Source organism: Amycolatopsis sp. NPDC049159, assembly GCF_040648295.1.
In the GTDB taxonomy this organism is placed as follows: domain Bacteria; phylum Actinomycetota; class Actinomycetes; order Mycobacteriales; family Pseudonocardiaceae; genus Amycolatopsis; species Amycolatopsis pretoriensis_A.
Window position 1 is genome coordinate 44,227 of sequence record NZ_JBEZDL010000002.1, and the last position, 26,169, is coordinate 70,395.

A 26,169-nucleotide genomic window follows, 5' to 3' on the forward strand; every position below is an offset into this window, starting at 1 on the left:
TCAGCTCTCCGCCGGCTTGGTCCACGCCACCTGGACCAGCCCCGTCCCGTGCCGGCGTGACACCAGCGTTCCGCGGCCGGGCGGTTGCGGTGACGGCTTGACGTCGGCCAGCAGCGCGCCTTCGTCCTTGGTGCCCGACATGATCAGGCCCGGCGAACCCAGTTCCCGCAGGCGCTGCAGGACCGGCTCGAACAGCGCCCGGCCGGCGCCGCCGGAGCCGCGGACGATGATCACGTGCAGGCCGATGTCGCGGGCCTGCGGCAGGAACTCCAGCAGCGGCTGCAGCGGGTTGCGCCCGACCGTGGCGACCAGCTCGTAGTCGTCCACCAGCACGAACAGCTCCGGTCCGCGCCACCACGAGCGGTTGCGCAGCTGCTCCGGCGTCACCGACGGGCCCGGCAGGCGGTTGCGCATCGCCGTCGCGCATTCGCCGATCAGGTCCGTCAGCTTGCCCTCCGCGCCCGCGTACCCCAGCAGGTGCGGCTCCGGGACCGCGCCGAGCAACCCGCGCCGGTAGTCCGCGACGATGATCGCCGCTTCCTCCGGGGTGTAGGCCGACGTGATGCCGTGGGCGATCGCCCGCAGCAGCGAACTCTTGCCCGACTCCACGTCGCCGAAGGCCACGAAGTGCGGGTCCGCCGCGAAGTCCAGGTACACCGGGCGCAACGTCGATTCCGCGATGCCCAGCGTGACCTGGCGGGACGGGGCCGCGGGCAGCGTGTCCAGCGGGACCTCCGGCGGCAGCAGCCGGACCTGCGGGGCGCGCGGGCCCTTCCACGCCTCCGAAATCCGGCGGGTGAGGTCGACGCCGCCCGAGCCGATCGTCTCCGGGCGCTGGTCCGAGTCGATGCGGGGGAGCGCCGCCAGGAAGTGCAGCTTCTCCGCCGTGATGCCGCGGCCCGGGCGGTCGGCCGGGACGTTGACCGCCACCTTGCGGTCGATGGAGGAGTCCATCGGGTCGCCCAGGCGCAGCTCGAAGCGCGTGCCGATCGCGTCGCGCAGCTGGGCGCGGACGCCGATCCACTGGTTGAGCGAGACGATCACGTGGATGCCGAACCCGAGACCACGCGCGGCCAGCCCGGTGATCTGCTCCTCCAGCTGCTCGTACTCCTGGCGGATCGTGGTCCAGTTGTCCACGAACAGGAACACGTCGCCGAACTCGCGGCCGTCGGTGCTCTCGGTGAACTCCGCGCGGCGCTGCCGGAACGTCGTGATCGACTCGATCCCGTTGGCGGCGAAGAACTCCTCGCGTTGTTCGAGCAACGTCGTCAGCTCGGCGACGACCCGGCGGCAGCGCTGCGCGTCGCGGCGGGTGGCGTAGCCGGAGGTGTGCGGCAGCCCGGCGATCGGGGCCAGCGCGCCGCCACCCATGTCGAGGACGAAGAACTGGACCTCGGCGGGGGTGTGGGTCAGCGCGAGCATGCCCGCGATGTCCTTCATCAGCGTCGACTTGCCGGTCTGCGGGGCGCCGACGATCAGCGCGTGCCCGCCCGCACCGGAGAAATCGGCCCACATCATGTCGCGGCGCTGCTCGAACGGCTTGTCCACCAGCGCGACCGGGATCGTCAGCTTCCCGTTGCCGCCCCAGCCCAGCGGGCACAGGCCGCGCGCGGCGTCCTCGCCCAGCGGCGGCAGCAGCTGGTCCAGCGTCGGCGGCTCGTTCAGCGGCGGCAGCCAGATCTGGTGCGCGGACGGCCCGCGGCCCTCCAGCCGGGACAGCATCGCGTGGATGATCGTCTCGCCGGTGCCGTCGGCCTTCGGCGCGTCCTCGATCTCGGTCGTCACCGGGATCTCCACCGGGGCCAGCGAAAACGGCAGCACGCCGAGCTCCTGGCCGTCTTCGCGCACGACCGTGCTGCGCGGCGGCAGCTCCCCGGAGACGTACGCGGCCTTGAGCCGGATCAGCGTGTCGGTGTCGGCCTTCAGGTACGCCGACCCCGGCACCGGCGGCAGGTGGTAGGCGTCGGCGACGCCCAGCACCGCGCGGCTTTCCGCGGCGGAGAACGTCCGCAGCCCGACCCGGTACGACAGGTGGGAATCGAGCCCGCGCAGCCGGCCCTCCTCCAGCCGCTGCGAAGCCAGCAGCAGGTGAATGCCCAGGGACCGCCCGAGCCGGCCGATCGCGACGAACAGGTCGATGAACTCCGGCCGGGCGGACAGCAATTCGCTGAACTCGTCGATGATGACCAGCAGCGACGGCAGCGGGTCCAGCGGGACGCCGTCCGCGCGCGCCTTCTCGTAGTCCCGCACGGACGCGTAGTTCCCGGCCGCGTGCAGCAGTTCCTGACGCCGCAGCAGCTCGCCGTTCAGCGCGTCGGCCATGCGGTCGACCAGCGCGAGGTCGTCGGAAAGGTTGGTGATGACCGCGCAGGTGTGCGGCAGGCCGGTCATCCCGGCGAAGGTCGCGCCGCCCTTGAAGTCGATCAGCGCCAGGTTCAGCGTCTCCGACGAGTGCATCACCGCCAGCGCCGTCACCAGCGTCCGCAGCAGCTCGCTCTTGCCCGACCCGGTCGCGCCGATGACCAGGCCGTGCGGGCCCATCCCGCCCTCGGCCGACTCCTTGAGGTCCAGCTCCACCGGGCGGCCGTCCGGGTTGACGCCCAGCGGGATCCGCAGCCGGTCGCGGGCCGCGCGCGGTGCCCACGTCACCGCCGTGTCGGTGTCGCGCGGGTCGCCGATGCCGAGCAGGCCCGACAGCCCGAAGGTCGACGACATCGGCTTCTCGCCGACGACCGCGGCCGGGGTGTGCAACGGCGTCAGCATGCGGGCCAGCGCTTCGGCGGCGCCGCGGTCGAGGATGTCCGGGCGGCCGAGGAAGCCGAGCCGCTGCTCGGTGGCGTCGCCGACGACCATGCCGAGCGAGTCGGGCGTGGTGTGCAGGCTCAGCAGCCGCTCGGTCGAGTACGTCCGAGGGTGCTCCTGCCCGACTTCGAGCACGGTGACGCCGAGCCGGCCGTCTTCGCCGATCAGCCGCGGTTCGCCGTGCGCGTTGCCGCCGTCGACCACCACGACGAGGTGCGGCAGGTCGAGCTGGCTCGCCGCGCGGCGGCTGAACGCGGGGCGCTCGCCGAGGTCCGCGCCGAGCAGCTCCGCCAGTCCCGCCGCCGAGTCCGCGGCCAGGCGCCGGGAGCCGACGGCGTCGGTCGCGCCGGCCGCCGTCGCGTGCGGCAGCCACTTCGCCCATTCCCAGTCGTGCTGCCGGTCCGGGGACACGCAGATCGCGACGCGCAGGTCACCGGGGGAGTGGAACGCGACGAGCTGGCACAGCAGCGCCCGGGTGAGGCCGAGCACGTCCGGGCGCCGTCCGGCGAGGGTCACCGCGGCGAAGGACCGCAGCGACAACGCCACCGGCAGGCCGTCCACCGTCGAGTAGGTGCGGATGAAGTGCTTGAGACTGGTGGAGCACACCGGGTCCAGGTCTTCCAGCGGCACGGTCTGCGGGGCCTTCAACGGCGTCGCCAGGCGCTGCGGCCCGGTGCCCGCGCGCACCTGCGCGAACTGGGAGTCGGTGGGCCGCCGGTCCCACAGCTTCCCGGACTCGACGTAGGCCCACAGGTCGGCCGGGTCGGGCTGGACGGCGACCATGGCCGCGCGCTGCCCGTCGGCGATGTCGCGGACCTGGGCGCGCAGCCCGGAGAGGTAGCGCTGGTAGTCGCGGCGCTCGTCGTTGATCTGCGCTTTCTTCGCCATCCCGCCGCGCCCGAGCGACATCACGACCATGCCGCCCATGGCGCAGATGAACAGCGCGCCGAAGATGTAGGTCATCACCCCGCCGTCACGTCCGATGTAGACGAACGACATCGCGCCCATGCCGAGCATCATCGGCAGGAACATCATGAGCTGCACCATCCCGCCGGACGAGCTCTTCGGGAGCATCGGCGGCGACTGCAGCACGATCTCGGAAGGACGCTCGGGCGTGAGGCTCATGTAGCAATGCTCCAGCGGATCGGGGTGGCTCTGACCGGTATTTTGGCCACTTACCGCCACGCCGCGGTGGGTACTTTTGCCGTCCGCCCGCTTCCGGGGACGAACTTACGCTCAGCCGGACAAGCCATCCGGAAGGAGACCCATGGCCGGCGAGTACCGGGCTGAGCCCGAGGCGATGCGCTCCGCCGTGGGCAACGTCGGGGGCATCCTGGCCCACGGCATCAACGCCGTGGCCGATCTGGAACGCCTGGTCGTGCAGCCGATGTCGTTCGCGACCTTCGGCAGCGCCGTCGCCGCCGCGAACGCCGCCCTGCACTCCAGCCAGATCACCGCCGTCCGGACGCTCCTGCAGCTGCTGCAGCAGATCAACGGGCTGGTCAAGGCCAGCGCGGACGCCTACCAGGCGGCCGACCAGGACGCCGCGGCCGGCTACGGCGGCGGGCACGACGGGAGCACGGCGCCGTCCTCGTCGATCTGGGGCAACTCGCACGCGTCGGAGCTCGCCACCCTCGCCATCAACGACAGCGCGGGTGCCCACGGCGAGCCGTCGTCGGTCGGGAACGTGCTGCGCTACCTGGGGGACGCGCGGCTCGGCGGGCTCGGTGACCACCCGATCACCGACGCCCGGTTCCACGGGGTCGCCGACTTCAACGACTGGCTCGCCGGCGACGCCGACAACCAGGCGCGGGTCGGGCTGATCGAGGTCTACGCGGGCACGGCCCGCACCTTCTCCGACGTTCCCGGCGGCGTGCACAGCGGGGACGTCGTGGTGGTCGAACCACTGCTGTTCTCCGACCGCCAGCCGGTCATCGGCGTCGCCGGCGACGGCGGCCGCCTGTACAACCACGGGCTCCTCGACGCCCGGATCAGCGGGCTGGCGAGGGTCAGCGTGTACCGGCCCGCCTCCGTCGTCTGACCCTCCGCACCCCGAGACTCTGTGAGGTCCGATGCTGACTTTCCCGAACTCCAGCGCGATGGACGCGACCGCGTCTTCGGGCGGGCCGATCACCATCCTGCCGCAGATCGTCACCGGCCAGCCGGAGCAGATCGCCAAGCACGTGGTCGACCTGGTCAAGAAGGCCGAGCAGTTCCTGAGCATGTACTCCGAGCTCACCAAGGCCGCCGACCAGCTCGGCAAGATCTGGTCCGGCGCGGCGAGCGAGTCGGCGCTGAAGAAGATCGCCGACTCCTTGAAGCAGCTCGAGACGATCATCAACGTCGTGCAGAAGGGCGCCGAGCTGCTCGGCGTGTCCGGCACGCTGGTCAAGACGGCGCAGCAGGCGTACCGCTCGGTCGTGGCCGCGGTGAACCCGACGGTCGCCTCGCTGATGTCGAACCCGTGGACCTACGGCGCGGCGGTCGCTTTGTCGACCGCGACGAGCGCGTCGCTGCGGGCGTTCATCACCGCGATCGGCGCGCTGCTCAAGGCCCTCGGCGCGGTCGACCTCGCGCAGCAGATCACCACGCTCGCGCAGGTCATCGGCGAGATCGAGAAGCTCTTCCACCACGACTCCGGCAGTGCGGGCGCGACGACGCCGTCGATCGGGAACACCCCCGTGACGGCGCCCCAGTCCCCGCCGCCGGTGGCAAGCTCGGCCGGGCAGCAGGCGGTGGCGGGCGGGAGCGGCGGGGGGATCCCGCAGCAGCCCTCGTTCACTGACTACACCCCGCCCGCACTCGCCACCGGCGGCGGTTCCAGTGGCGGCGCGGCGGTGACCGGCAACGGCACCCCGCTGAACCCGGCGAACAGCTGGATCGCCGTCGACCCGGCGCAGCACGGCGCGACCGTGCCGGCCCAGCCGTCGCCGGTCACGCAGCCCGCGCCGGTGACGCAGCCGGCGGCGCCGGTGCACAGCGCCGACGAGGTCGTCATCCACACCAACCTCACCACCGGGGAGTCCACTGTGGAGGCCCCGGGCGGCCAGGACTTCGACCTCGACATCGACCTGGACTACAACGGCAAGCACTTCAGCCAGCACGTCGGCTACGACGCGGCCGGGAACTAGCCCATGTGGTCCTCGGGGGTCGTCGACGCGTCGGGGGTGGTCAGCTCCGTGCTGTCCGGGTACCGGCGCGTGCTCGTCGAGTGCCAGAGGCGCGTCACCGGTGATCCTGGGGCGCTGAGCGCCGCGTCGCAACGGGTCGCCACCCAGGCTTCGACGGTCTCGGGCAAGGCCCGCGAAGTCGACGAGTCGGCGAAGACGCTGCACGCGGACTGGGACGGCGACGCCTACACCGCGTTCGCGACGGCGGCGGGAAAACTCGGCGAAGAACTCACCGACGCCGCCACGAAACTGGACGACCAGGCGAAACGGCTCGCCACCGCGTCGCAGCTCGTCCAGTCGGCGAAAGCCGCCGTGGACTCGGTGCTCGCGCAGTTCGACCAGTACGCCCAGCAGCTGACCGCCCAGGCGCGCGCGGTGAACTCCGGCTCGGTCGGCGCGTTCATCCAGGCCGCCCGGCAGCTCGGCGAACAGAGCGTGCAGGCCGCCCGCCAGGTCGTCGACGAGTTCTCCGACGCGCTCGCCGGGCTGTTCCCGCCCGAAGGCGTCGGACGGCTGGAGCACGAGCTGGGCAAGTGGGCGCGCGGCCCGCTGCACTGGCTCAACGGCGAACCGCTCGACGGCCGGAAGCGGCCGCGGACCGTGCCGTCGTGGTTCGGCAACTCGGGCTGGAAGAAGCTCACCTGGGACGGCCTCGAAGGCACCCGCGCGCCGAAGAAGGCGGACACGCCGTTCGGGCAGCCGGAAGCCGAGGGCCTCAAGAACAAGATCGGCCGCAACACCGAGATCACCTACTACAAGTTCCAGCACGAGCAGGACGGGTTTTCCCCGGAGTACGACGGGAAGGTCACGTCGAAGGGCTGGGACGTCGGCGCGTCCGGGCACGCGGAACTCGCGGCGGTGCACGGCGAGGCCGAGGCCAAGAAGGAGTGGGGCGTCGCCGAAGCCCACGCCAAGGGCACGGTGTTCGCCGGCGGCGAGGTCAGCGCGTCCGGCACGATCGGCGCGCACGGCGTCGGCGCGCACGCGAACGCCTTCGTGGGCGGGAAGGTCGAGGGCGAGGTCGCCGCGGACGTCGCCGGTGTCGGCGTCGGCGCGAACGGCACGCTGCAGTACGGCCTCGGCGCGCAGCTCGACGCCCAGGCCGTCTACGACGCCGGGCACCTCAAGGTGAACTTCAAGGCGGGCGCGGCACTGGGTCTCGGGCTCGGCGTCGGCGCGAAGATCGACATCGACCTGCCGAAGCTCGGCCACACGATCACCGAATACGGCGGCGCGGCCGCGGACTACGTCGGGACCGCCGCGAACGACGCGGCCAACGCGGTCGGCTCCGCTTGGGACGACGCCGTTTCGTACGTGGGGCTGTGATGACGCTTCCCCTCGACTTCGTCATCCCGGACGGCTGGACCGCCGTCGACCCGGGCGGCTCGGGCGCGGTCTTCGTCGCCGTGCACCCGGTGCCGGGCGAGGAGTTCACGCCGAACATCACGGTCAGCGTGCAGCAGCGGCCGGACGACGCGTCGATCGACGCCATCGCCGCCGAAGCCGTCGAACGGCTTTCCCGCACGCTGGCCGGGCTCGAAGTGCTGAGCCGGCGCGACGTCGGCGACCCGGCCGCGCCCGGCGTCATGCAGCTGCTGCGCCTGCGCACCGGCGAAGGCGACGAGCTGATCCAGACCCAGGTGCACCTGACGGTTCCCGGCGCGGTGCCGGCGGACCGGCTGGTGCTCGAGCTCGCCTGCACGGCCGCGCCCGCTACCGCGCGGCGGCTCTCACCCGGTTTCCAGCGGTTCGTGGGCAGCGTCCGCGTCCGCCAGCACGAAGGGAAAGCACAGTGACCGATCCGTACGCGGTGCCGGACATGGACGAGCTGCTCGCGCAGGTGCGCAAGCAGACCGAAGAGGTCCAGCGGATCCAGCGCACGGTCGAGGCGATGGAGGTCAAGGCGCACTCGCGCCAGAACGAGGTCACCGTCACCCTCCGCGGCGACGGCCGGTTCACCTCGATCGACATCGACCCCCGCGCGATCCGCGAGTACGACGCCCGCAACCTCTCGGAGATCGTCCTCGAGGCGGTGAACGCCGGGCTGCAGAAGCTCGCGGAGGCGTCGAACGCCAAGTTCGCCCCGGTGATCTCGGCCGCGAAAGACATCTGATGACGGCGTCGCTCACGGGCACGACCCGCCGGGTCACGGTGGTCACGCCGAGGGCCCGCGTGGACGTCGCGCTGCCGCAGCAGTCGACGTTCGCCGAGCTGGTGCCCCAGCTGGTCCGCCTGGCCGGGGCGGCCGGGCAGGCGTCGGCGGAGCACCCCGGCTGGGTGCTCTCCCGGCTCGGCGGGGCACCACTGGCCCTCGGCTTGAGCGTCGCGGCCGCCCAGATCCGGGACGGCGAAGTGCTCCACCTGACCCCGCGGGAACGCCCGCGGGGTCCGCTGCTGTTCGACGACGTCGTCGATTCGATCGCGAGCGTCGCCGACACCTCCGGCGGCTGGAGCCCGTCGGTGGCCCGCCGGTCCGGCCTGGTGGCCGCGGTGGTGCTGCTGCTGGCGGGCGGTCTCCTGGTGCAGTCGGCGGCGTCCGGCAGCGTCCTGGCGCCCATCGGCACCGGGCTGCTGGCGTTGGTGCTGCTGCTCGGCGGCGGCGCGCTCAGCCGCGCTTACGGCGACGCCGAGGCCGGTGCCGCGGGCGCGGTCGCGGGCGTCGGGGTCGCGTTGCTGGCGGGGATGTCGGTGCTGCCGCCGCACCCGCTGTTCTCGCTGTCGGCGGGCCCGCTGGCAGCGGGCTTGGCGGCGGTGACGGTGTACGGCGTCCTGGCGGCGGTCTCGGTGGCCGACCGCCTCCCGTGGTTCGTGGCGATCACCGGTGCGGCGGGCGTAGGCGCGGTGACGACGGGCGTGGTCCTGCTGGCCGGCGTCTCACCCGCTTCGGCGGCTTCGGTGGCAGCGGTGCTGTGCACGGCGCTGGCAGCGGTGGCCCCGATGCTGTCCCTGCGCCTGGCGCGGCTGCCGCTGCCCCGCGTCCCGGACGACATGGAGGCGTTCCGCGCGGACGAACAGCCGTCGCTCGGCACGGAGATGATCGGCCGGACGTCCCGCGCCCAAGCGGTGCTGACGGGCCTGCTCATCGCACTCGGCTTGGTGGTGCTGGCTTCTTCCATCGTGCTGTCTTCGCACGGCCCGTGGGAAGCCGGCCTGGCGGCGGTGCTGGGCGTGGCGTGGATCCTGCGGTCCCGGTCGTACGCCGGTCGTTCGCAGCGGCTGGTGCTCGTCGGTTTCGGGATCCTGAGCCTGGTGTGTGCCGGTGTGTGGCTGGTGGCGTCGGGCAATCGCACGGTGGTTTTCGCGGCGGGCTGCGCGGTCGTGCTGGCCGCGGTGGTGTGCCTGGTCTACGCGACGCGGGTGGCGCGGGGGCTGCGTTCGCCGTACTGGTCGCGGCTGCTGGACGTGTCCGAGTTCCTGGTGCTGCTGTCGCTGGTCCCGTTCGTGGGCATGATCGCGGGAGTTTACGAGGCCGTCCGCGGCTGAGTACGAAACGGTTTGCTCTCCGGTTTGCCGCGGTGCAGAGTTGCACCGGTGGTTTCCGATGAGCAGAAAGTGTGGCGGCGGCTTGCCGACGCGAAGGTCAGTCGCCGCGTCGACTCCTTGACGGTGACAGGATCGTCGGTATTCGCTGATCAGGAGATCGAATTCGGTGCGTTCACGGTCCTCTGCGGACTGCACGGAACGGGCAAATCCTTCCTGCTCAGGTTGCTGGAAGAGCTGACCTGCAACTACTGGTCGAGTGATGACTCCCCACCCGTCGTCACCGAGCAACCCGGTAGGTTCGTTCTGCGTGCCACGTCGGACGGCGTGCCGATCGTGAGAGCAGCTTCGTTCACGGAGGAAGTCGGCACGAGATGGGATCCTCAGGTCGAGATCGCTCCGTTCGCGCACATTCTGCGGCCGGAGTCCATGCTGCGAATGCACAACATTTGGATCCGGTCTGGCGATGCGATTCGCCACCGAGAGGATCTTTACAACTTCGATTCGGTCGAAATTAAGACGACGGCAGATTGGAGAAGTTGCGGTCGAGTCCCGTCTGTGCGGAGCATATGTTTGTGGTCGAAGCTCATTGTCTGGGGCCTTCCGTTCTCCGTGTCCCGACGACGTCTTGCTCATCGACGAGCCGGAACGTGGCCTGGCTGCGCGTGGACAGGGGCCGTTGGTCGCCGAACTGGCTCGGTTGGCGCTTGCCAATGACGTGCAGGCCGTGCTGGCTACCAATTCACGCGATATTCTCGCCAGGGTCCCACCTGAGCTGATTCGCGTCCTGACGCTGACGGCTTCCGGTATCCGGGTGGTGAAGCCCGAGCGTGACGACCAGGTCGCGCTCTACCGCAACGAACGCCCTGAGTTGCGCGGCATCGTGTTCGTGGAGGACGACGAAGCCGCAGGTTTTATCGACGCATTGCTGGCAATTCTCGCTCCTGGTCTCATCGCCACGAGCGAGATCGTCGCCGTTGGCGGTGCGACCGCCGCAGCGCGGATCGTCAAGGACTTGTCCAGGATCAGGCGAGTGGGTATTGCCGCAGTGCTGGACGCCGACCAGCAGGGAAAAACGACCTCGTCGGATGGCCGGACCCTGTGTCTGCCAGGCTTGGCGGGGCCCGAGTCGGAGCTGCTGTCCGCTTGTGTCGATCGAGTCGATGAATTGAGTACTTTGTTGGGAAAAAGCCAGGCAGAAGTGGAGATGGTATTCGATCAGATCCGCTTCTTGCCGCACAACAAGTGGATTCCGTTTGCGGCGGACAGCCTGGCAGTGCCGCAACACGTTCTCCGTCGAGCGATGCTGTGCAGCTGGCTGGCGGATCCCGTGAAGCGGGCAGAGGCAGACGACTTCGTGGTCCGCCTCCAGACCGCGCTACTGGGCGAGCGCTGAACTTTCAGCTGTCCAGTGCGAGCGGCAGTGTCCGGCGAACCCCGGCACCGTGCCGGCCGTGCAGCGGGACTGCCGCGGGCGGGACCGGGACCGGCGCACCCGGCCGCGCCCCCACCCGGATCGTCACTTCCGCCTTCTCACGCCCACCAGCGGTCCGGGTCAGCGTGTACGACGTCGCCGTGAACGCCGCGCCCGGGACCGCGAAGTCCTGCATCCGGGCGGACCGGGGCGCGAAGCACATCTGCGGTGCGCCGCCACCCCACGTCCACGCCTTCCAGCTCTCGGGTGCGCCGGACGCGGGGCCCTGGACGCCCAGCGCCACCCGCAGCTCCTTCGCCAGCTCCCCGGCCTCCAGCACCGTGCTCTGGTACCCCGCCTCGGCCAGCGCGCCCATCAGGCTCAGCGCCGCCGACGCCGTGCTCCGCAGCGCGCCGAGGTCGCCGCCGCCGCGGGCCAGTGCCGCGATCGGGGCCTGGTCCGGGCGGTAGCGGACCGCCAGCCAGCGGACGCGCAGCACCTGCTCGCCGCGCGGGATGGCCCACGTCAGCAGCTGCGCCGAAGCCAGCGGGACGTCCGTGCGCCGGTACGCCTCGCGCAGGACGTCGGCCAGCGCGCCCGGCGCTCCCGTGCCCGGCGTCAGCCGCACCAGCGCGCTCCAGCTGCCGTCGATCTCCGCGACGCCGAAGCGGTTGCCCGCGCGGTCGACGTGCTGGCGGACCTTCACCGGCCCGGCCACCGACAGCAGCGGGTCCGGGCTGTCGCGGCGGGTGTCGTGGCGCCGGAGCCGGAACGCCGTCCAGGTCAGCGCCCACCCCGCCAGGTGCCGGCCGGCGAACCGCACCGACGTCAGCAGCACGACGAGCCCGGCGACCACGCTGACGACGATCCGTACCGGCTGCGTGACGCCGTCGACCAGCCAGGCGAGCAGGACGGCGATGGCCGCGAGCTCCCACACCGCGGCCTGCAGCGGCCGGATCGGCAGCAGCCAGGGCAGCGCGGCGGAGGCGGGCCGGGACGGTGCCGGGCGGACGGCGCCGGCGGTTTCGACGGACACGGGCTCCCCTTTCCCCGGAACCCGACGCTACTGCCTCCCCAGATGTCGCGTGGGCGTAAAAATTACCCTCGCCGCCGCGCGGGAGGGTGCTTAGCATCGGCCTCTCGGAGGGACGACGCACAGCGGGGGCACAACAGCGTGTGGACGCAGCGGGACCAGATCCAGGCGTACCAGTTCCTCCGCCGCAGGCTCGTTTCCGCGCTCGTCGCCGCCGACGCCAACCACCCCGTCTCGCCCAGCCGCCGGCTCGTGCTCGCCACCGTGCTGGGGCTCGTGGCCGCGCTGCTCGTCACCGCCGTCTTCGGGATCATCGGCCTGCTGAACCCCTCGGGCGGCAAGGACTGGCTCGCCGGCGGCAAGGTGATCGTCGAAGAGGGCACCGGTGCGCGGTTCGTCCTCGGCGCCGACGGCGTGCTGCACCCGGTGCTCAACTACGCGTCCGCGCGGCTGCTGGCCGGCGGCACCGGTGAGGCGACCGTGAGCGTGTCGCCGGAGAACCTCGGCAAGGCGGGCCGCGGCACCCAGATCGGCATCCCGGGCGCACCCGACTCGCTGCCCGCGGCCGGCGCCCTCGTGAGCGCCGCCTGGACGAGCTGCAGCCGCACCAGCCAGGACGCGCCGGCGTCGGAGGAACCGCGCACCGCCGTCCTGCTGGCCCCGCCCGCGTCCGGCGTCGAACTGCCGCGGGACCAGGGCGTGATCGTCCGGCTGCCGCAGGGCGACCGCTTCCTCCTCGCCGGCGGGCGGCGCTACAAGCTCAGCGACGAAGCCGCGACCGCGCTGCAGTTCGACAGCTACCCGACGATCGCCGTGTCCTCGCGGTGGATCGACACCGTCCCGGCCGGGCGCGACCTCGCCGCGCTCCCGGTCGAGGGCGCCGGCGACCGGGGCCCCGCGGTGGGCGGCCGCGAAACCCGCGTCGGTGAGGTGCTCGCCGTCGTCGACGCGATGGCCGCGCCCGGCGCCGCGACTTCGTACTACCTCGTCCGCCGCGACGGTCTCGAGCCGGTCGGGCAGACCGAAGCGAGCCTCCTGGTGACGACGGAGGCCAACGCCGCCGCCTACGCCGGACCGCCGGCGCCGGTGGAGGTCCGCGCGGCCGACGTCGCCGCGGTGGCCAAGGTCGCCGCGCCCCGCGCCGGCGGCGCCGACCCGGCGGCCTACCCCGACCGCATCCCCGGCAAGGCGCCGATCACCGGCGGCTCGGTTTCCCTGTGCGTTCAGGGCAGCCGGTTGCTCGTTTCGGCCGAATTCCCGCTTTCCCCTGGTGCCAAGGCAATCCAGGTCGCCACCCGGACCGAAGCAAGGGTGGCGGACGAGGTGTTCGTACCTCCGTCGGGGGGAGCCGTCGTCGTCGAAGCCGGCTCGGCCACCACCTACCTGGTGACCGACACGGGCCGGAAGTACCCGGTGGTGAGCGCGCAGGCGCTGTCCTCGCTCGGTTACGGAGGAGTGGCGAAGTCACCGGTCGCAGGTAGTTTGCTGGCATTGGTGCCGACGGGCCCCGCGCTGGACCCGGCCACGGCCGGGCGGCCGGCTCCGTCGGGTGGAACGGGGTGAAAGTCGTGCAAATGACAGAAGAGCGTTCGACCGGCGACGTGGACCATGGGCGGGTCCGCGTCGCGGTCATCGAGGACCATCCGCTGTACCGCGTCTCCGTCGAGCGCGTGCTGGCCGAGGCCGACTTCGTCGAGCTCGGCGCGGTGGTCGACTCGGTGGCGCGGTTCCACGTGCACCGGCAGCCACCGGGCAGCGTCGTCCTGCTCGACCTCGGGCTGCCCGGCGTGGCGGGCGCCGCGGCGGTGCTGGAGGTGTGCGAGCTCGGGCACCACGTGCTCGTGGTTTCCGCCCAGGCGGAGCCGGAAGTCGTGCTGGGCGCGATCGCGGCGGGGGCGCGCGGCTTCCTGTCCAAGGACGTCGACGCCGACGAGCTGCTGATCGCGATCAAGACGGTCGCCGGCGGCGGCGCGTACGTCTCGGCGGTGGTCGCGGGGATGATCATGAAGGACAACGCGGACCGCCCGGCCGTCTCGGCGGACGTCGAGCTGTCGCCGCGCGAGGAACAGGTGCTGCGGCTGGTGGCGGCGGGGGAGCGGGACGTCGACATCGCGCTGATCCTCGGCATCGGCGTCCGGACCGTGCGGGGCTACCTCGACCGCATCCGCGACAAGACGGGGGAGCGGCGGCGGCCGGGCCTGGTGAAGGAAGCCATCCGGCGCGGCCTGATCGGCGGCGCGGGCCCCCGGCGCGGCGGCCGCAAATGAGCGACGAGGAAGAGACCCCGGCCCCGCCCCCGCGGCGGATCCACGTGGGCGTGATCGAGGACCACCCGCTCTACCGGTACGCGCTGACCCGCGTGCTCACCGAGGCCGCGGACATCGAGCTCGGCGCGGTCGCCGACTCGGTGGCCCGGTTCGCGGTCCAGGACCAGCCGGCGGGCAGCGTCGTCGTCCTGGACCTGAAGCTGAGGGGCGTCCAGGACGCGGCCGCGGTCCTGGAAGTGGGGCAGATGGGGCACAAGGTGCTGGTGGTGTCCGCGCACGCGGAACAGCCGGAGGTGCTCGGCGCGATGCAGGCGGGTGCGAAGGGCTTCCTGTCCAAGGACGTCGACGGCGACGAGCTGCTGCGCGCGATCCGCACCATCGCCGACGACAACGCGTACGTGTCGCCGACGCTGGCCGGGATGATCATCCAGGACAGCGAAGACCGGCACGCGGGCCCGAAGATCGTGCTGTCGGAACGCGAAAAGCAGGTGCTGCGGCTGGTGGCGGCCGGGGAGCGGGACGTCGACGTCGCGGAGATCCTCAACATCAGCGTCCGGACGGTCCGGTCCTACCTGGACCGCATCCGCGACAAGACCGGCGAACGACGCCGCGCGGGCTTCGTACGGGTCGCCATCCGCGAAGGCCTGCTCCGCTGACAGAACCCCGCACTTTCACGTGAAAGTGACCCGGAGTGCGCACTCCGGATCACTTTCACGTGAAAGTGCGGCTTTGCGGGTTCAGAGGCGGCGGTTGGCCAGGGCTCCCGTCGCGGTGCGGGCCTTGGCCGACACGGCCGGGTCGACGTCCACCAGCAGCGTCTCCGGCGCCGCGCCCGCCTGGACGACCACGCGGCCGAAGCCGTCGGAGACCGTCGAGAAGCCGATCCCGGTCGGTGCCTTCGGGTTCACCGCGGTTCCGGTCGCCGCCGGGTCGGCCTGGCCGCAGCCCAGCACCCAGCAGCCCGAATCCAGGGCCCGCGCCCGCACCAGCACCTCCCACTGGTCGCGCTTGCCCTCGCCCGCGCCCCACGACGCCGGCAGCAGGACGACGTCGGCGCCGTCGTCGGCCAGGGCGCGGAACAGCTCCGGGAAGCGCACGTCGTAGCAGGTCGCGACGCCGTAGACCACGCCGTCCAGCTCGAACGTGGTCGCCGAGGCACCGGGGGCGACCGTGTCGGACTCGGCGAACCCGAACGCGTCGTAGAGGTGGATCTTGTCGTAGCCGCGGTGGTGGCCGCCGCCGGTGACCAGCAGCGTGTTGCGGACCCGGCCCTCGTCCGCCGGGGTGAACATCCCGGCCACGACGACCACGTCGTACTCGGCGGCGACGGCGGCCACCGCCGAGGCCCACGGCCCGTCGAGCGGCTCGGCGACCGGTTCCAGCGGACGGCCGAAGCGCGCCATCGTCGCCTCGGGGAACACGACGATCCGCGCGCCGCCCGCCACCGCGGCTTCCACCCCGGAGCGAACGAGTTTCAGGTTCGCCTCCGGATCGTCACCCGAGTTGACCTGGCACAACGCGATTCGCGCCACCGCTGCCTCCTGCATGCTGGGATCCGCCGTCACCGGGGAGTATCGCCGACGAGCGCTCCAGTGTGACCTCGTACCCTGGAGGGCATGTTGAACCGCACCGACCTGCGCGGGCAGGTCCCGACCGCCGCCGAACTGCGCGCGACGCTCCCACGCGCCGAATACGACGTGGACGCGGCGCTGCACCACGTGCGCCCGGTGGTCGAGGCGGTCCGCGACCGCGGTGTCGAAGCCGTCCTCGAGTACACCGAGAGGTTCGACGGCGTGCGCCCCGCGTCCGTGCGGGTGCCGCGCGAGCGCTTGACGCGGGCGCTGGCCGAGCTGGACCCGGCCGTGCGCGCGGCGCTGGAGGAGTCGATCACCCGCGCCCGCAAGGTGCACGCCGAGCAGCGCCGCACCGACGTCACGACCACCGTCGTCGAGGGCGGCACAGTCACCGAGAAGTGGGTGCCGGTCGAGCGCGTCGGGCTGTACGCCCCGGGTGGCCTGGCCGTGTACCCGTCCACCGTGGTGATGAACGTCGTCCCGGCGCAGATCGCGGGCGTCGGCTCCCTGGTCGTGTGCTCGCCGCCGCAGGCCGCGTTCGACGGCCTCCCGCACCCGACCATCCTCGCCGCGGCCGAGCTGCTCGGCGTCGACGAGGTGTGGGCGGCGGGCGGCGCGCAGGCCGTGGCGCTGATGGCGTACGGCGGCACGGACACCGACGGCGCCGAGCTCGCCCCGGTCGACACCGTCACCGGGCCGGGCAACATCTACCTGACCGCGGCGAAGCGGCTGCTGCGCGGCCTGATCGGCATCGACGCCGAGGCCGGGCCGACCGAGATCGCCATCCTCGCCGACGAGACGGCGGACCCGGTGCACGTCGCCGCCGACCTGGTCAGCCAGGCCGAGCACGACCCCCTCGCGGCGAGCGTCCTGGTGACGACGTCGGCCGAGCTGGCCGACGCCGTCGACAAGGACCTGGCCAGCCGCGTCGCCGCGACCAAGCACAGCGAGCGGGTCGCCGAAGCGCTGGGCGGCAAGCAGTCCGGCGTCATCCTGGTGTCCACTGTGGACGACGGGCTGCGGGTCGTCGACGCCTACGCCGCGGAGCACCTGGAGATCCAGACGGCGGACGCGCGCGCGGTCGCGGCCCGGGTCCGCAACGCGGGCGCGATCTTCGTCGGCGCGTACGCCCCGGTTTCGCTCGGCGACTACTGCGCCGGGTCCAACCACGTGCTCCCCACCGGCGGGTTCGCCCGTCACTCCTCGGGCCTGTCGGTGCAGAGCTTCCTCAAGGGCATCCACGTCGTGGACTACTCCGAGGACGCGCTGCGCGAGGTCGCCGGCCGCGTCGTCGCGCTGGCGAACGCCGAGGACCTGCCCGCGCACGGCGAAGCCGTCACCGCCCGGTTCGCGGGGGAGGAGGCCCGATGACGCTCGGCGACGAGATCACCCTGGCCGCACTGCCGCTGCGCGAGGACCTGCGCGGCAAGTCCCCGTACGGCGCGCCGCAGCTGGACGTCCCGGTCCGGCTCAACACCAACGAAAACCCGTACCCGCCGCCGCCCGAGCTGGTCGCGGACGTCGTGGCGGCGGTCCGCGCGGAGGCGGCCGAGCTGCACCGCTACCCGGACCGCGACGCGCTGGCGCTGCGCCAGGACCTGGCCGACTACCTGAGCGTGTCGACGCGGGTCGTGCTGTCGGAGGCGAACGTCTGGGCCGCCAACGGGTCCAACGAGGTGCTGCAGCAGATCCTGCAGGCCTTCGGCGGTCCCGGGCGCACCGCGCTCGGCTTCGAACCGTCGTACTCGATGCACCCGATCATCGCCTCGGGCACCCGCACCGAGTGGGTCCCGGCCCCGCGCCGCCCCGACTTCACGCTGGACACGGCGGCGGCCGCGCGGCTCATCCGCGAGCGGCGGCCGGACATCGTGTTCGTCACCAGCCCGAACAACCCGACCGGCGGCTCGATCCCGAAGGGCGAGCTGCGCGTGGTGATCGAGGCGGCGACCGGCATCGTGGTCGTCGACGAGGCGTACGCGGAGTTCTCCTCGCGGGCGAGCGCGGTGGAGCTGCTGGGCGACTACCCGGCCCAGCTCATCGTGTCGCGCACGATGAGCAAGGCGTTCGCCTTCGCCGGCGGCCGCCTGGGTTACCTGGCCGCCGCGCCCGCCGTCGTCGACGCGCTGCAGCTGGTGCGCCTGCCCTACCACCTCTCGCGGCTGACGCAGGCGGCGGCGCGCGCGGCACTGCGCCACGCCGACGCCACCCTGGGCAGCGTGCACAAGCTGTCCGCGGAACGCGACCGCGTCGTGGAAGCGCTGGCGGGCCTGGGTTTCGAGCCGGTCCCGAGCGACGCGAACTTCGTCCTCTTCGGACACTTCCCCGACCCGGGCGCCGCGTGGCGGGCCTACCTGGACGCGGGCGTGCTGATCCGCGACCCCGGCATCGAGGGGCACCTGCGCGTGAGCATCGGCACCCCGGAAGAGAACGACGCCTTCCTCGAGGCGAGTAAGGAAGTTTCCCGATGACGCGCATCGGCAAGGTCGAGCGGACCACCAAGGAGTCCTCGATCTTCGTGCAGCTGGACCTCGACGGCACGGGCGAGGTCGACATCTCGACCGGCGTCCCGTTCTACGACCACATGCTGACGGCGTTCGGCGTCCACGGCTCCCTGGACCTCAAGGTCGAGGCGACCGGCGACGTCCACATCGACGCCCACCACACGGTGGAGGACACGGCGATCGTCCTCGGCCAGGCGATCCGCCAGGCCCTGGGCGACAAGAGCGGCATCCGCCGCTTCGGCGACGCGTGGATCCCGATGGACGAAACCCTGGCCCACGCGGCGATCGACGTCTCGGGCCGCCCGTACTGCGTGCACGTCGGTGAGCCGGAGCAGTTCAACACGTTCACGATCGGCGGCAACTACCCGTTCGTGCTGACGCGGCACGTGTTCGACTCGCTGGCGTTCCACGCGCAGATCGCGTTGCACGTGCGGGTGATCCACGGCCGCGACCCGCACCACATCGCGGAGGCGGAGTACAAGGCGGTGGCCCGAGCCCTGCGCACGGCCACCGAGCCGGACCCCCGCGCGGGCGGCATCCCCTCCACGAAGGGCGTTCTGTGAACAGCAGCGTCGTCGGAGTCCTTTTGCTGGCCCTCGGCGGATTTCTGGTGGGCGGCGTGTATTCGACGTGGAAGACGGCGAAGTTCATCGCGGTGGTGCTGGGCATCGCAGCCCTGCTGGCTGTCGGCGGCGCGATCTTCTGGTTGTCCAGCTAGCTGTTGCGGGTCATGACGTTGGTGACGCGGGCGAGGGCCTGAGACACATCCGCCGAACAGGAGCCATCGGTCGGCAACCGGAAAAGAGCCCGGCCGTGATGTGGGCGCCACATCACGGCCGGGCTGGGGGAGGCTCCGCTCAGCGGCTCGCGCCGACCAGTTCGCGCTCTTCCGGCTCGTCCAGGTGCTTCGTGAGCTTCTCGCCCTCGACGTCGACGTCCGGCAGGATGCGGTCGAGCCACTTCGGCAGCCACCACGCGCCGCGGCCGAGCAGGGACATCACCGCCGGGACCAGGGTCATGCGGACCACGAACGCGTCCACCAGCACGCCGAACGCCAGCGCGAAGCCGATCGACTGGATCAGTGACGATTCGGCCAGGATGAAGCCGGCGAACACGCTGATCATGATCAGCGCGGCCGCGACGACCACCCGCGCACCGTGGCGGAAGCCGGTCACCATGGCCTCCTGCGGTTCCGCGCCGTGGACGTGCTCCTCGCGCATCCGCGTCACCAGGAACACCTGGTAGTCCATCGCGAGCCCGAACAGGACGCCGATCAGCAGGATCGGCAGCATGCTCATGATCGGGCCGGTCGACGCGACGCCGAGCAGATCGGTCAGCCAGCCCCACTGGAACACCGCGACCACCGCGCCGAACGTCGCCGCGACCGAGCCGAGGAAGCCGATCGTCGCCTTCAGCGGCACCACGACCGAGCGGAACACCAGCATCAGCAGCACGAACGCCAGCCCGACGATCAGCGCGAGGTACGGCAGCATCGCGTCCGACAGCTTCTCCGAGACGTCGATGTTCGCCGCGGTCTGGCCGGTGACGGCGAGCTTCGCGCCGGTCGCGTTCTCCAGGACGCCCGATCCGGCGCGGATGGCGGCGACCAGGTCCTCGGTCTGCGTGCTGCTCGGGCCGCTCTTCGGGATCACCGTCAGCAGCGCGGTGTCGCCGGTCTGGTTGACGCGCGGCGGCGTCACGGCGGCGACGTCGGGCAGCTTCTGGATGTCGGCGGCGGCCTGGCCGAGCGCGGCCTGGCGGTTGGTGCTCGCGCGGGTGTCGACGACGACCAGCAGCGGGCCGTTGGAGCCCTCGCCGAAGCTGCGGCTCGCGATGTCGTACGCCTTCTTCTGCGTCGACTCGGGCGCGGCGGTGCTGTCGTTGGGCAGGCCGAGCTGCATGCTCAGCGCGGGCAGCGCGACGACGGCCATCCCGGCCAGCGCGACGAGCAGCACCGGGATCCGGTGGCGGGCCACGAACCGCGCCCAGCGCTCACCGTGCGTCGGTTCGACCGCCTTGCGGCGCAGCCGGATGCGGTTGCCGGCGACGCGGGCGCCGGCGAACCCGAGCACCGCGGGCAGCAGCGTCAGCGCGATGAGCACGGAGACCGCGACGGTCACCGCGGCGGCGACGCCCATCTGGCCGAGGAACGGGATCCCGACGACGGTCAGGCCGGCCAGCGCGATGATGACGGTGAGCCCGGCGAACACGACGGCCGAGCCGGCGGTGCCGACCGCGCGCCCGGCGGCTTCCTCCGGTTCTCGGCCGAGACCCAGTTCGTGCCGGTAGCGCGAGACGATGAACAGCGCGTAGTCGATGCCGACGGCCAGCCCGATCATCAGCGCGAGGATCGGCGTGTTCGAGTTCAGCTCGAGGAAACCGGACGCGAGGAAGATGCCGCCCATCCCGGTGCCGACGCCGATCAGCGCGGTGAGCAGCGGGATGCCGGCCGCGACGAGCGAGCCGAAGGTAATGATCAGCACGACGGCGGCGACCGCGACACCGAGGCCTTCGGTGGCGCCGGTCTCGGGGATGCCCTGCACGGCGTCACCGCCGAACTCGACGGTGAACCCGGCGGCACGGGCGGCGTCTGCGGGGGCTTGCAGCGCCTGGCGGTCCTCTTCGGTCAGCTCGTACGCTTTCGCTCCGTAACTGACCTGGGCCAAGGCGACGCGCTGATCGGGTGAGATCGACTGCACCTGGAACGGGTCCACGACGGCGGCGACCTTCGGGGCCGTCTTCAGCTGCGTGACGAGCGACTCGACGGCGGCCTTGCCCTTCGCGTCGGTCACCGTGGCCCCGGCCGGAGCCTCGATCACGACGCGCGCGGTGGCGCCCCCGGCGTTGGCCTGCGGAAACTTCTCGGTCAGCTGGTCGATCGCCCGCTGCGACTCGGTGCCGGGGATCGTCACCGAGTTCGAAAGCTGGCCTGAAAGCGTCAGGGCACCCAGCCCGAGCGCCACGAGGACGGCCGCCCAGACAGCGGCGACCAGCGCTCGCCGTCGGAAGGACAACCGGCCGAGCCGGTACAGGAAGGTCGCCACGAGTCAGCTCCGTTTCGCCCGAACGGGCTCGGTTCACTCCATCAGGTCTCTCTCCAAGCTAGCCGATCGGCAAGGATGCGTCCAAGCCGATCGGCAAGTATGTGACTTGCCGAACAGCAAGGTTTATCCCAGCCGATCGGCTAGTAAGCGAGTTTGCCGATCGACAGGGAGTGACGTACGCTCCGACGGCTCGCTGAGGAGGAAGAATGACCGCCGGCCCGGCCGAGGACACCCGGACCCGACTGCTGCAGACCGCGCTGCGCTTGTTCAGCGAACACGGGGTCGAGGGCACGTCGCTGCAGATGATCGCCGACGCGCTGGGGATCACGAAGGCCGCGGTCTACTACCACTTCAAGACGAAGGCGGAGATCACCGAGGCGGTCGCCGAGCCGGGCGTGCGAGACCTGGACGAGCTGGTGCTGCGAGCGGCGGCCCAGAAACGCCGGGGCGCGCAGGTGGACTTGCTGCTGGAGGGGTTCATCGACCTGGTGATCCGCCACCGGGCGCTGGTGGCGCTGTTTTCGAGCGACCCGGGCCTGATCCGCGCGATCGAGAAGTCCGCCCACGGCGGGATGGAGGGCTTCGGCCAGGCCCTGCTGGGCATTTTGGCGGGCCCGGACCCGGACGCGACGGCGCGGGTGAACGCGATGGTGACGTTGACGGGCATCGCGATGGCGGGCGGGTCCCCGGATCTGGCCCGCATGGGTGACGACGAGCTGCGCACGGAGTTGCTGGACGTGGGCCGGAGGTTGCTCGGGCGCCCGCGCCGCCGGACAGCGGGTGCGGTGCCGTCTCTTTGAGCTGAGCGAAGGTTCGTGCGCCTGGGCGGCCGACTCGCGTGGGGCGGCGGCCGGCGCGGCGACTTGTGTCTGGCTGGCCGGACGCGAGGTGGGGGACTTGCCTGTGGCCGGTGACTGGTGCGGTGGGCACTTGCGTCTGGGCGGTGACCGGTACGCGGGGCGGCGACTTGTGTGCGGCCGGCTGCTCGCGCGGTGACGGTCCACTTGGGTGGGGGCGGCGGCTCGTGCGGCGGCAGCCGATCTGTGGGGCGGCGGTCCGCGCGGCGGCGGCTGACTTGTATGTGGCCGGTGCACGGGGCAGCGGCTTGCGTCTGGCCGGGCGGCTTGCCCGCGGGCGGCTGACTTGCGTGCGGCCGGCGCGCGGGTGGGCGACTTGCGGTCGGTCGGCTCGTGCTCAGTCGAGGCGGGTGAGGTGTTGCGGTGGGACCGCTGCCGTCAGCCAGACTCCGTTGGCGCTTACCTGGAACTTGTGGCCCGCGTTCGCCATAGTGGCCGCGTCCACCCGCAGGATTACCGGCTTTCCGTGGCGGGCCGCCACTGTGCGGGCCGTGTCCGTCGTTGCGGACAGGTGGACCGCGTGGCGGTTCATCGGGCGGAGGCCCTCGTGGAAGATTGCGTCGAGGAACTTCGACACCGTTCCGTGGTACAGGACCGGTGGTGGGGTTGCGTTGGGCAGGCCCAGGTCCACCGTGATGCTGTGGCCCTGGCTCGCGCGGATGCGGGTGCCTGTTTCGTCGAAGGCGAAGCGGCGCTTGTTGTTCGTCTCGACGACCTCGTCGAGTTGGGCACGGGTGACCGCGAAACCGTTTGCGCGCAGGGCGTCGAGAAGGGTCTCGACGCTCACCCAGCCGTCCGGGGAGAGGGTGAGGCCGAGGGCTGCCGGGTCGTGGCGGAGGTGGCGGGCGAGTCGCTTCGAGATGCGGGTTCGGTGCTTTTCGTTCATTCCTTTCCAGGATCCCGCCGAGGGCAAGCGGTTAAATGCCGCCCTCGATCGCTGGGCGGAGTTTGCTTGCGCCTGGGCCGTGGCGGGACAGCTCGTCGTCGTTGTTGTAGAGCGCGCAGCTGCGCAGGGACAGGCAGCCGCAGCCGACGCAGCCCGTCAGGCGGTCGCGGAGGCGTTGCAGGGCGTCGATGCGTGCGTCGAGCTCGTGCTGCCAGTCGCGCGACAGGCGCGCCCAGTCGGCCTTCGTCGGCGCGTGGTCTTCGGGCAGGGACGCCAGTGCCGCACTGATGTCCTCCAGGGACAGCCCGACCCGTTGCGCGGCGCGGATGAACGCGATCCGGCGCAGCACCGAACGCGGGTAGCGGCGCTGGTTGCCCGCCGACCGCTCCGAGCTGATCAGCCCCTTCTCCTCGTAGAACCGCAGTGCCGTGTGCGGCACCCCGCTGCGTTCCGCCACCTGTCCGATGCTGAGATGTTCAGCGAGCCTCGTCACCTGCTCAGGCTATCCTTGACTTCGAGTTTAGTCGAGGTTGCATCGTCGGGTCATGACCACTGCGACCGAACCGGGTTACGCCGACCTGCCACGGCTGATCTCGCTGATGACCGGCGACGACAAGCACAGCGCCGCCGCGGAGTCCACTGTGGACGTCCTGTGGGTGCTCTACGACCGCGTCCTCGACGTCACGCCCGAAAACTTCCGCGAGCCCGGCCGCGACCGCTTCCTGCTGTCCAAAGGACACGGCCCGATGGCGTACTACGCCGTGCTCACCGCGAAGGGCTTCATCGCCGAGGCGGAGCTCCCGACCTGGTCCGACCCCGTCTCCCGGCTCGGCCACCACCCCGACCGGCGGCGGGTGCCCGGTGTCGAGATCTCCAGCGGATCCCTCGGCCACGGCCTGCCGATCGCGTTCGGCACCGCGCTCGGCCTGCGGGCCCGCGGCCTGACGGCGTCGAAGGTCGTGACGCTCGTCGGCGACGCCGAGCTCGACGAAGGCTCGAACCACGAGGCGATCGTCGTCGCGGCGCGCGCCGGCCTGGAAAACCTGACCACGGTGGTGATCGACAACCAGTCCTCCTCGCGCGGCTGGCCGGGCGGGATCGCCCGGCGCTTCGCCGTCGAAGGCTGGGAGACCCGTGAGGTGTCCGGCCGCGACCACGACGCGCTGTACGACGCCTTCACCACCGCCCACCCCGGCCGCCCGCTCGCGGTGGTCGCCGTCGTCGAACCGAAGGGCTGACCCGTGTCGTCGATGCGCGAAGCGTTTTTGAGCACCACCGAAGAGATCCTCGACGCGGACCCGGACGTCGCCGTCGTGCTCGCCGACATCTCGGCCGCCCAGCTCGCGGGCGCCGCGCGGCGCCACCCGGACCGGGTGATCAACGTCGGGATCCGCGAGCAGCTGCTGGTCAGCGCGGGCGCCGGGCTGGCGCTCGCCGGGCTGCGGCCGATCGTGCACACGTTCCCGTCGTTCCTGGTGGAGCGCGCGTTCGAGCAGATCAAGCTCGACTTCTCCCACCAGGAGGCCGGTGGCGTCCTCGTGTCCTACGGCGCCTCCTACGACATGGCCGCGGAAGGGCGCACGCACCAGTCCCCGGGCGACGTCGCGCTCATCGACTCGCTCCCGGGCTGGACCGTGCACGTACCGGGCCACCCGGACGAGGCACGCCGGCTGCTGCTCGAGTCGATCCCCGGTGACGGCCGGATCTACCTGCGCCTTTCGGCCCAGGAGAACGTGTCACCGCACCTCGGAGTCGGCTTCACGCGCCTGCGCGAGGGCGCACGCGGCGTCGTGGTGGCCGTCGGCCCGGTGCTGGACCGCGTCCTGCGCGCGACGGCGGGCCTCGACGTCACGGTGCTCTACGCCTCGACGATCCGCCCGTTCGACGCCGCGGGCCTGCGCGCCGCCGCGCTGGCCGCCGCACCGGACGTGGTCCTGGTCGAGCCGTACCTGGCCGGGACGTCCGCGCACTGGGTCGCGGAAGCTCTTTCCGACGTGCCGCACCGGTTGCGGTCGCTCGGTGTCCGCCGGGACACCGAAGTCCGGACCTACGGCGGCATCGCGGACCACGACCTGGCCCACGGTCTCGACGCGGGCTCACTGGCGTTGTCGATCAAAGATTTCCTCCAGGGGTAGCGGGGCCGCTAGCGTGGCCCCATGGGGTTCCGGATCAGGCCGCTCGCGCTCGGGCTGGTGTGGCGCGGCGACGCGCTGCTCGTGTTCGAAGGACGCGACGACGTCAAAGGCGAGACGTACTGCCGGCCGCTCGGGGGCGGGATCGAGTTCGGCGAAAGCGGCAAGGACGCCCTTCGCCGGGAGTTCGTCGAGGAGCTCGGCGCCGAGCTCCTCGTCGGCAAGCGGGTCGGCGTGCTCGAAAACATCTTCACCTGGCAGGGCAGGCCCGGCCACGAGATCGCCTTCCTCTACGCCGCCGAGTTCACCGACCCCGCCTTCTACGAACGCGAAGAGATGAAGATCCTCGACGACCCCGCCACCGCGCGCTGGGTCGACCTCGCGGACTTCCGTGACGGCCGCAAGATCCTCTACCCGATGGGGCTCCTCGAACTCCTCTCAGCGGATCAGTGACCGCGAAGTCGCCTCCAACGCCAGCTCCACGCCGGCACCGAGCGGCGTCCGGCTGAACCACACCGAGAACGGGCCGTCCGCGCGGACCGGCAACTGCGGAAAGGTGTTCTCCGACGGCTCGGTCTCGAACGCCGCGAACGCGGAATCCGGTGGCGAAGCCGGCGGAGAGATCGCGACGTGCAGGCCGGAACCCGGTGGGGGAGCGGAAAGCCCGCGCCGGACCGGCCGCAGCAGCAGCACGTCGTCGGAGTCGATCATCGTCGCGTTCGCCGCCTCCCGGTGCTCCTTCCACACCGGGCCGAAGTAGAACTCCTCCAGCGCAGCTTTGCGCGCCGCCATGGAGGGGAACCCGCGCAGCCACACGAACTTGTCCGGCGACGCGCGCTCGCGGAACATGCCGAACAGGTGCGCGCCCGCCGCCTCCTGGGGCTCGACGAACTCGCGCTCGAACAGCTCGATGAGCTCGTCGCGCCGCCCCGGGTGCAGGGTGTAGCGGCGGAGCTCGATGACGGTTTCGAAGTCGGTGAAGGTCATGCCGCCGAAGCTAGCGGCCACC

General features: G+C 71.7%; 25 protein-coding genes. 18 read left to right on the plus strand and 7 right to left on the minus strand.

The window, feature by feature from the left end:
• Complete coding sequence (eccCa, locus tag AB0B33_RS03435; protein WP_360766325.1) at positions 1-3,927, minus strand: type VII secretion protein EccCa; 3,927 nt, start codon at positions 3,925-3,927, stop codon at positions 1-3.
• Positions 3,928-4,069: 142 nt separating this feature from the next.
• On the opposite strand from eccCa, the gene AB0B33_RS03440 reads away from it, so the two are divergent.
• From AB0B33_RS03440 to AB0B33_RS03470, 7 genes are all read left to right on the plus strand, one after another.
• Positions 4,070-4,843: a WXG100 family type VII secretion target gene (locus tag AB0B33_RS03440; protein ID WP_360766328.1), complete on the plus strand. Its 774-nt coding sequence runs from the start codon at positions 4,070-4,072 to the stop codon at positions 4,841-4,843.
• Between the two features lie 31 nt (positions 4,844-4,874).
• On the plus strand, positions 4,875-5,933 hold the full coding sequence (locus AB0B33_RS03445) for a hypothetical protein (RefSeq protein WP_360766330.1): 1,059 nt from the start codon (positions 4,875-4,877) through the stop codon (positions 5,931-5,933).
• A gap of 3 nt (positions 5,934-5,936) precedes the next feature.
• Positions 5,937-7,298: a WXG100 family type VII secretion target gene (locus AB0B33_RS03450; protein ID WP_360766333.1), complete on the plus strand. Its 1,362-nt coding sequence runs from the start codon at positions 5,937-5,939 to the stop codon at positions 7,296-7,298.
• Positions 7,298-7,768 carry a hypothetical protein gene (locus AB0B33_RS03455; RefSeq protein WP_360766336.1) on the plus strand — a complete coding sequence of 157 codons (471 nt, stop codon included), beginning with the start codon at positions 7,298-7,300 and terminating at the stop codon, positions 7,766-7,768. Before AB0B33_RS03450 ends, AB0B33_RS03455 begins: the two co-directional genes overlap by 1 nt.
• On the plus strand, positions 7,765-8,085 hold the full coding sequence (locus tag AB0B33_RS03460; RefSeq protein ID WP_360766339.1) for a YbaB/EbfC family nucleoid-associated protein: 321 nt from the start codon (positions 7,765-7,767) through the stop codon (positions 8,083-8,085). Before AB0B33_RS03455 ends, AB0B33_RS03460 begins: the two co-directional genes overlap by 4 nt.
• Entirely contained in the window at positions 8,085-9,455 is a 1,371-nt protein-coding gene (eccD, locus tag AB0B33_RS03465; RefSeq protein WP_360766341.1) for a type VII secretion integral membrane protein EccD, read from the plus strand. Before AB0B33_RS03460 ends, eccD begins: the two co-directional genes overlap by 1 nt.
• Before the next feature lie 625 nt (positions 9,456-10,080).
• Positions 10,081-10,848, plus strand: a complete 768-nt coding sequence (locus AB0B33_RS03470; protein WP_360766344.1) for a hypothetical protein — start codon at positions 10,081-10,083, stop codon at positions 10,846-10,848.
• A gap of 4 nt (positions 10,849-10,852) precedes the next feature.
• Here AB0B33_RS03470 and AB0B33_RS03475 read toward each other — a convergent pair whose 3' ends face one another.
• Complete coding sequence (locus AB0B33_RS03475; RefSeq protein WP_360766347.1) at positions 10,853-11,902, minus strand: type VII secretion protein EccE; 1,050 nt, start codon at positions 11,900-11,902, stop codon at positions 10,853-10,855.
• A gap of 138 nt (positions 11,903-12,040) precedes the next feature.
• Between AB0B33_RS03475 and eccB the strand changes: the two genes are divergently transcribed.
• The 3 genes from eccB to AB0B33_RS03490 are packed head-to-tail and all read left to right on the plus strand — an operon-like array spanning position 12,041 to position 14,822.
• The gene (gene eccB / locus AB0B33_RS03480; RefSeq protein WP_360766350.1) at positions 12,041-13,462 is read left to right on the plus strand and encodes a type VII secretion protein EccB; all 1,422 of its coding nucleotides are present in this window, start codon (positions 12,041-12,043) and stop codon (positions 13,460-13,462) included.
• Positions 13,463-13,473: 11 nt separating this feature from the next.
• The gene (locus AB0B33_RS03485; protein ID WP_247012465.1) at positions 13,474-14,166 is read left to right on the plus strand and encodes a response regulator transcription factor; all 693 of its coding nucleotides are present in this window, start codon (positions 13,474-13,476) and stop codon (positions 14,164-14,166) included.
• On the plus strand, positions 14,163-14,822 hold the full coding sequence (locus AB0B33_RS03490) for a response regulator transcription factor (RefSeq protein ID WP_247012463.1): 660 nt from the start codon (positions 14,163-14,165) through the stop codon (positions 14,820-14,822). The genes AB0B33_RS03485 and AB0B33_RS03490 overlap by 4 nt, the downstream gene beginning before the upstream one ends.
• Before the next feature lie 81 nt (positions 14,823-14,903).
• On the opposite strand, the gene AB0B33_RS03495 is transcribed toward AB0B33_RS03490, so the two are convergent.
• Positions 14,904-15,698 (minus strand): carbon-nitrogen hydrolase family protein, encoded by a 795-nt coding sequence (locus AB0B33_RS03495; RefSeq protein ID WP_360766354.1) that lies wholly within the window; start codon positions 15,696-15,698, stop codon positions 14,904-14,906.
• An 84-nt stretch (positions 15,699-15,782) separates the two neighbouring features.
• On the opposite strand from AB0B33_RS03495, the gene hisD reads away from it, so the two are divergent.
• Genes hisD through AB0B33_RS03515 form a run of 4 tightly spaced genes read left to right on the plus strand, consistent with a single transcriptional unit; the run spans position 15,783 to position 18,959 of the window.
• The gene (gene hisD, locus AB0B33_RS03500) at positions 15,783-17,111 is read left to right on the plus strand and encodes a histidinol dehydrogenase (protein ID WP_247012461.1); all 1,329 of its coding nucleotides are present in this window, start codon (positions 15,783-15,785) and stop codon (positions 17,109-17,111) included.
• A complete protein-coding gene (locus AB0B33_RS03505) occupies positions 17,108-18,208 on the plus strand; it encodes a histidinol-phosphate transaminase (RefSeq protein WP_247012459.1) in 1,101 nt (366 codons plus the stop codon). The genes hisD and AB0B33_RS03505 overlap by 4 nt, the downstream gene beginning before the upstream one ends.
• A complete protein-coding gene (gene hisB, locus AB0B33_RS03510) occupies positions 18,205-18,804 on the plus strand; it encodes an imidazoleglycerol-phosphate dehydratase HisB (RefSeq protein WP_360766358.1) in 600 nt (199 codons plus the stop codon). The genes AB0B33_RS03505 and hisB overlap by 4 nt, the downstream gene beginning before the upstream one ends.
• The gene (locus AB0B33_RS03515; protein WP_247012455.1) at positions 18,801-18,959 is read left to right on the plus strand and encodes a hypothetical protein; all 159 of its coding nucleotides are present in this window, start codon (positions 18,801-18,803) and stop codon (positions 18,957-18,959) included. Before hisB ends, AB0B33_RS03515 begins: the two co-directional genes overlap by 4 nt.
• A 139-nt stretch (positions 18,960-19,098) precedes the next feature.
• Here AB0B33_RS03515 and AB0B33_RS03520 read toward each other — a convergent pair whose 3' ends face one another.
• The gene (locus AB0B33_RS03520; protein WP_360766360.1) at positions 19,099-21,285 is read right to left on the minus strand and encodes an MMPL family transporter; all 2,187 of its coding nucleotides are present in this window, start codon (positions 21,283-21,285) and stop codon (positions 19,099-19,101) included.
• 206 nt (positions 21,286-21,491) lie between these two features.
• On the opposite strand from AB0B33_RS03520, the gene AB0B33_RS03525 reads away from it, so the two are divergent.
• Entirely contained in the window at positions 21,492-22,085 is a 594-nt protein-coding gene (locus AB0B33_RS03525; protein ID WP_360766363.1) for a TetR family transcriptional regulator, read from the plus strand.
• 394 nt (positions 22,086-22,479) lie between these two features.
• Here AB0B33_RS03525 and AB0B33_RS03530 read toward each other — a convergent pair whose 3' ends face one another.
• On the minus strand, positions 22,480-23,028 hold the full coding sequence (locus tag AB0B33_RS03530) for an RNA 2'-phosphotransferase (protein WP_360766366.1): 549 nt from the start codon (positions 23,026-23,028) through the stop codon (positions 22,480-22,482).
• Between the two features lie 31 nt (positions 23,029-23,059).
• Complete coding sequence (soxR, locus tag AB0B33_RS03535; protein WP_247012447.1) at positions 23,060-23,521, minus strand: redox-sensitive transcriptional activator SoxR; 462 nt, start codon at positions 23,519-23,521, stop codon at positions 23,060-23,062.
• A 52-nt stretch (positions 23,522-23,573) separates the two neighbouring features.
• On the opposite strand from soxR, the gene AB0B33_RS03540 reads away from it, so the two are divergent.
• Genes AB0B33_RS03540 through AB0B33_RS03550 form a run of 3 tightly spaced genes read left to right on the plus strand, consistent with a single transcriptional unit; the run spans position 23,574 to position 25,613 of the window.
• Entirely contained in the window at positions 23,574-24,266 is a 693-nt protein-coding gene (locus AB0B33_RS03540) for a thiamine pyrophosphate-dependent enzyme (protein WP_360766369.1), read from the plus strand.
• A gap of 12 nt (positions 24,267-24,278) precedes the next feature.
• Entirely contained in the window at positions 24,279-25,163 is an 885-nt protein-coding gene (locus AB0B33_RS03545) for a transketolase (RefSeq protein ID WP_360766372.1), read from the plus strand.
• A 21-nt stretch (positions 25,164-25,184) separates the two neighbouring features.
• Complete coding sequence (locus AB0B33_RS03550) at positions 25,185-25,613, plus strand: NUDIX hydrolase (protein WP_247012441.1); 429 nt, start codon at positions 25,185-25,187, stop codon at positions 25,611-25,613.
• Here the strand turns inward: AB0B33_RS03550 and AB0B33_RS03555 are convergent.
• On the minus strand, positions 25,599-26,147 hold the full coding sequence (locus tag AB0B33_RS03555) for an NIPSNAP family protein (protein ID WP_360766375.1): 549 nt from the start codon (positions 26,145-26,147) through the stop codon (positions 25,599-25,601). The genes AB0B33_RS03550 and AB0B33_RS03555 overlap by 15 nt on opposite strands.
• Positions 26,148-26,169: the final 22 nt, after the last annotated feature.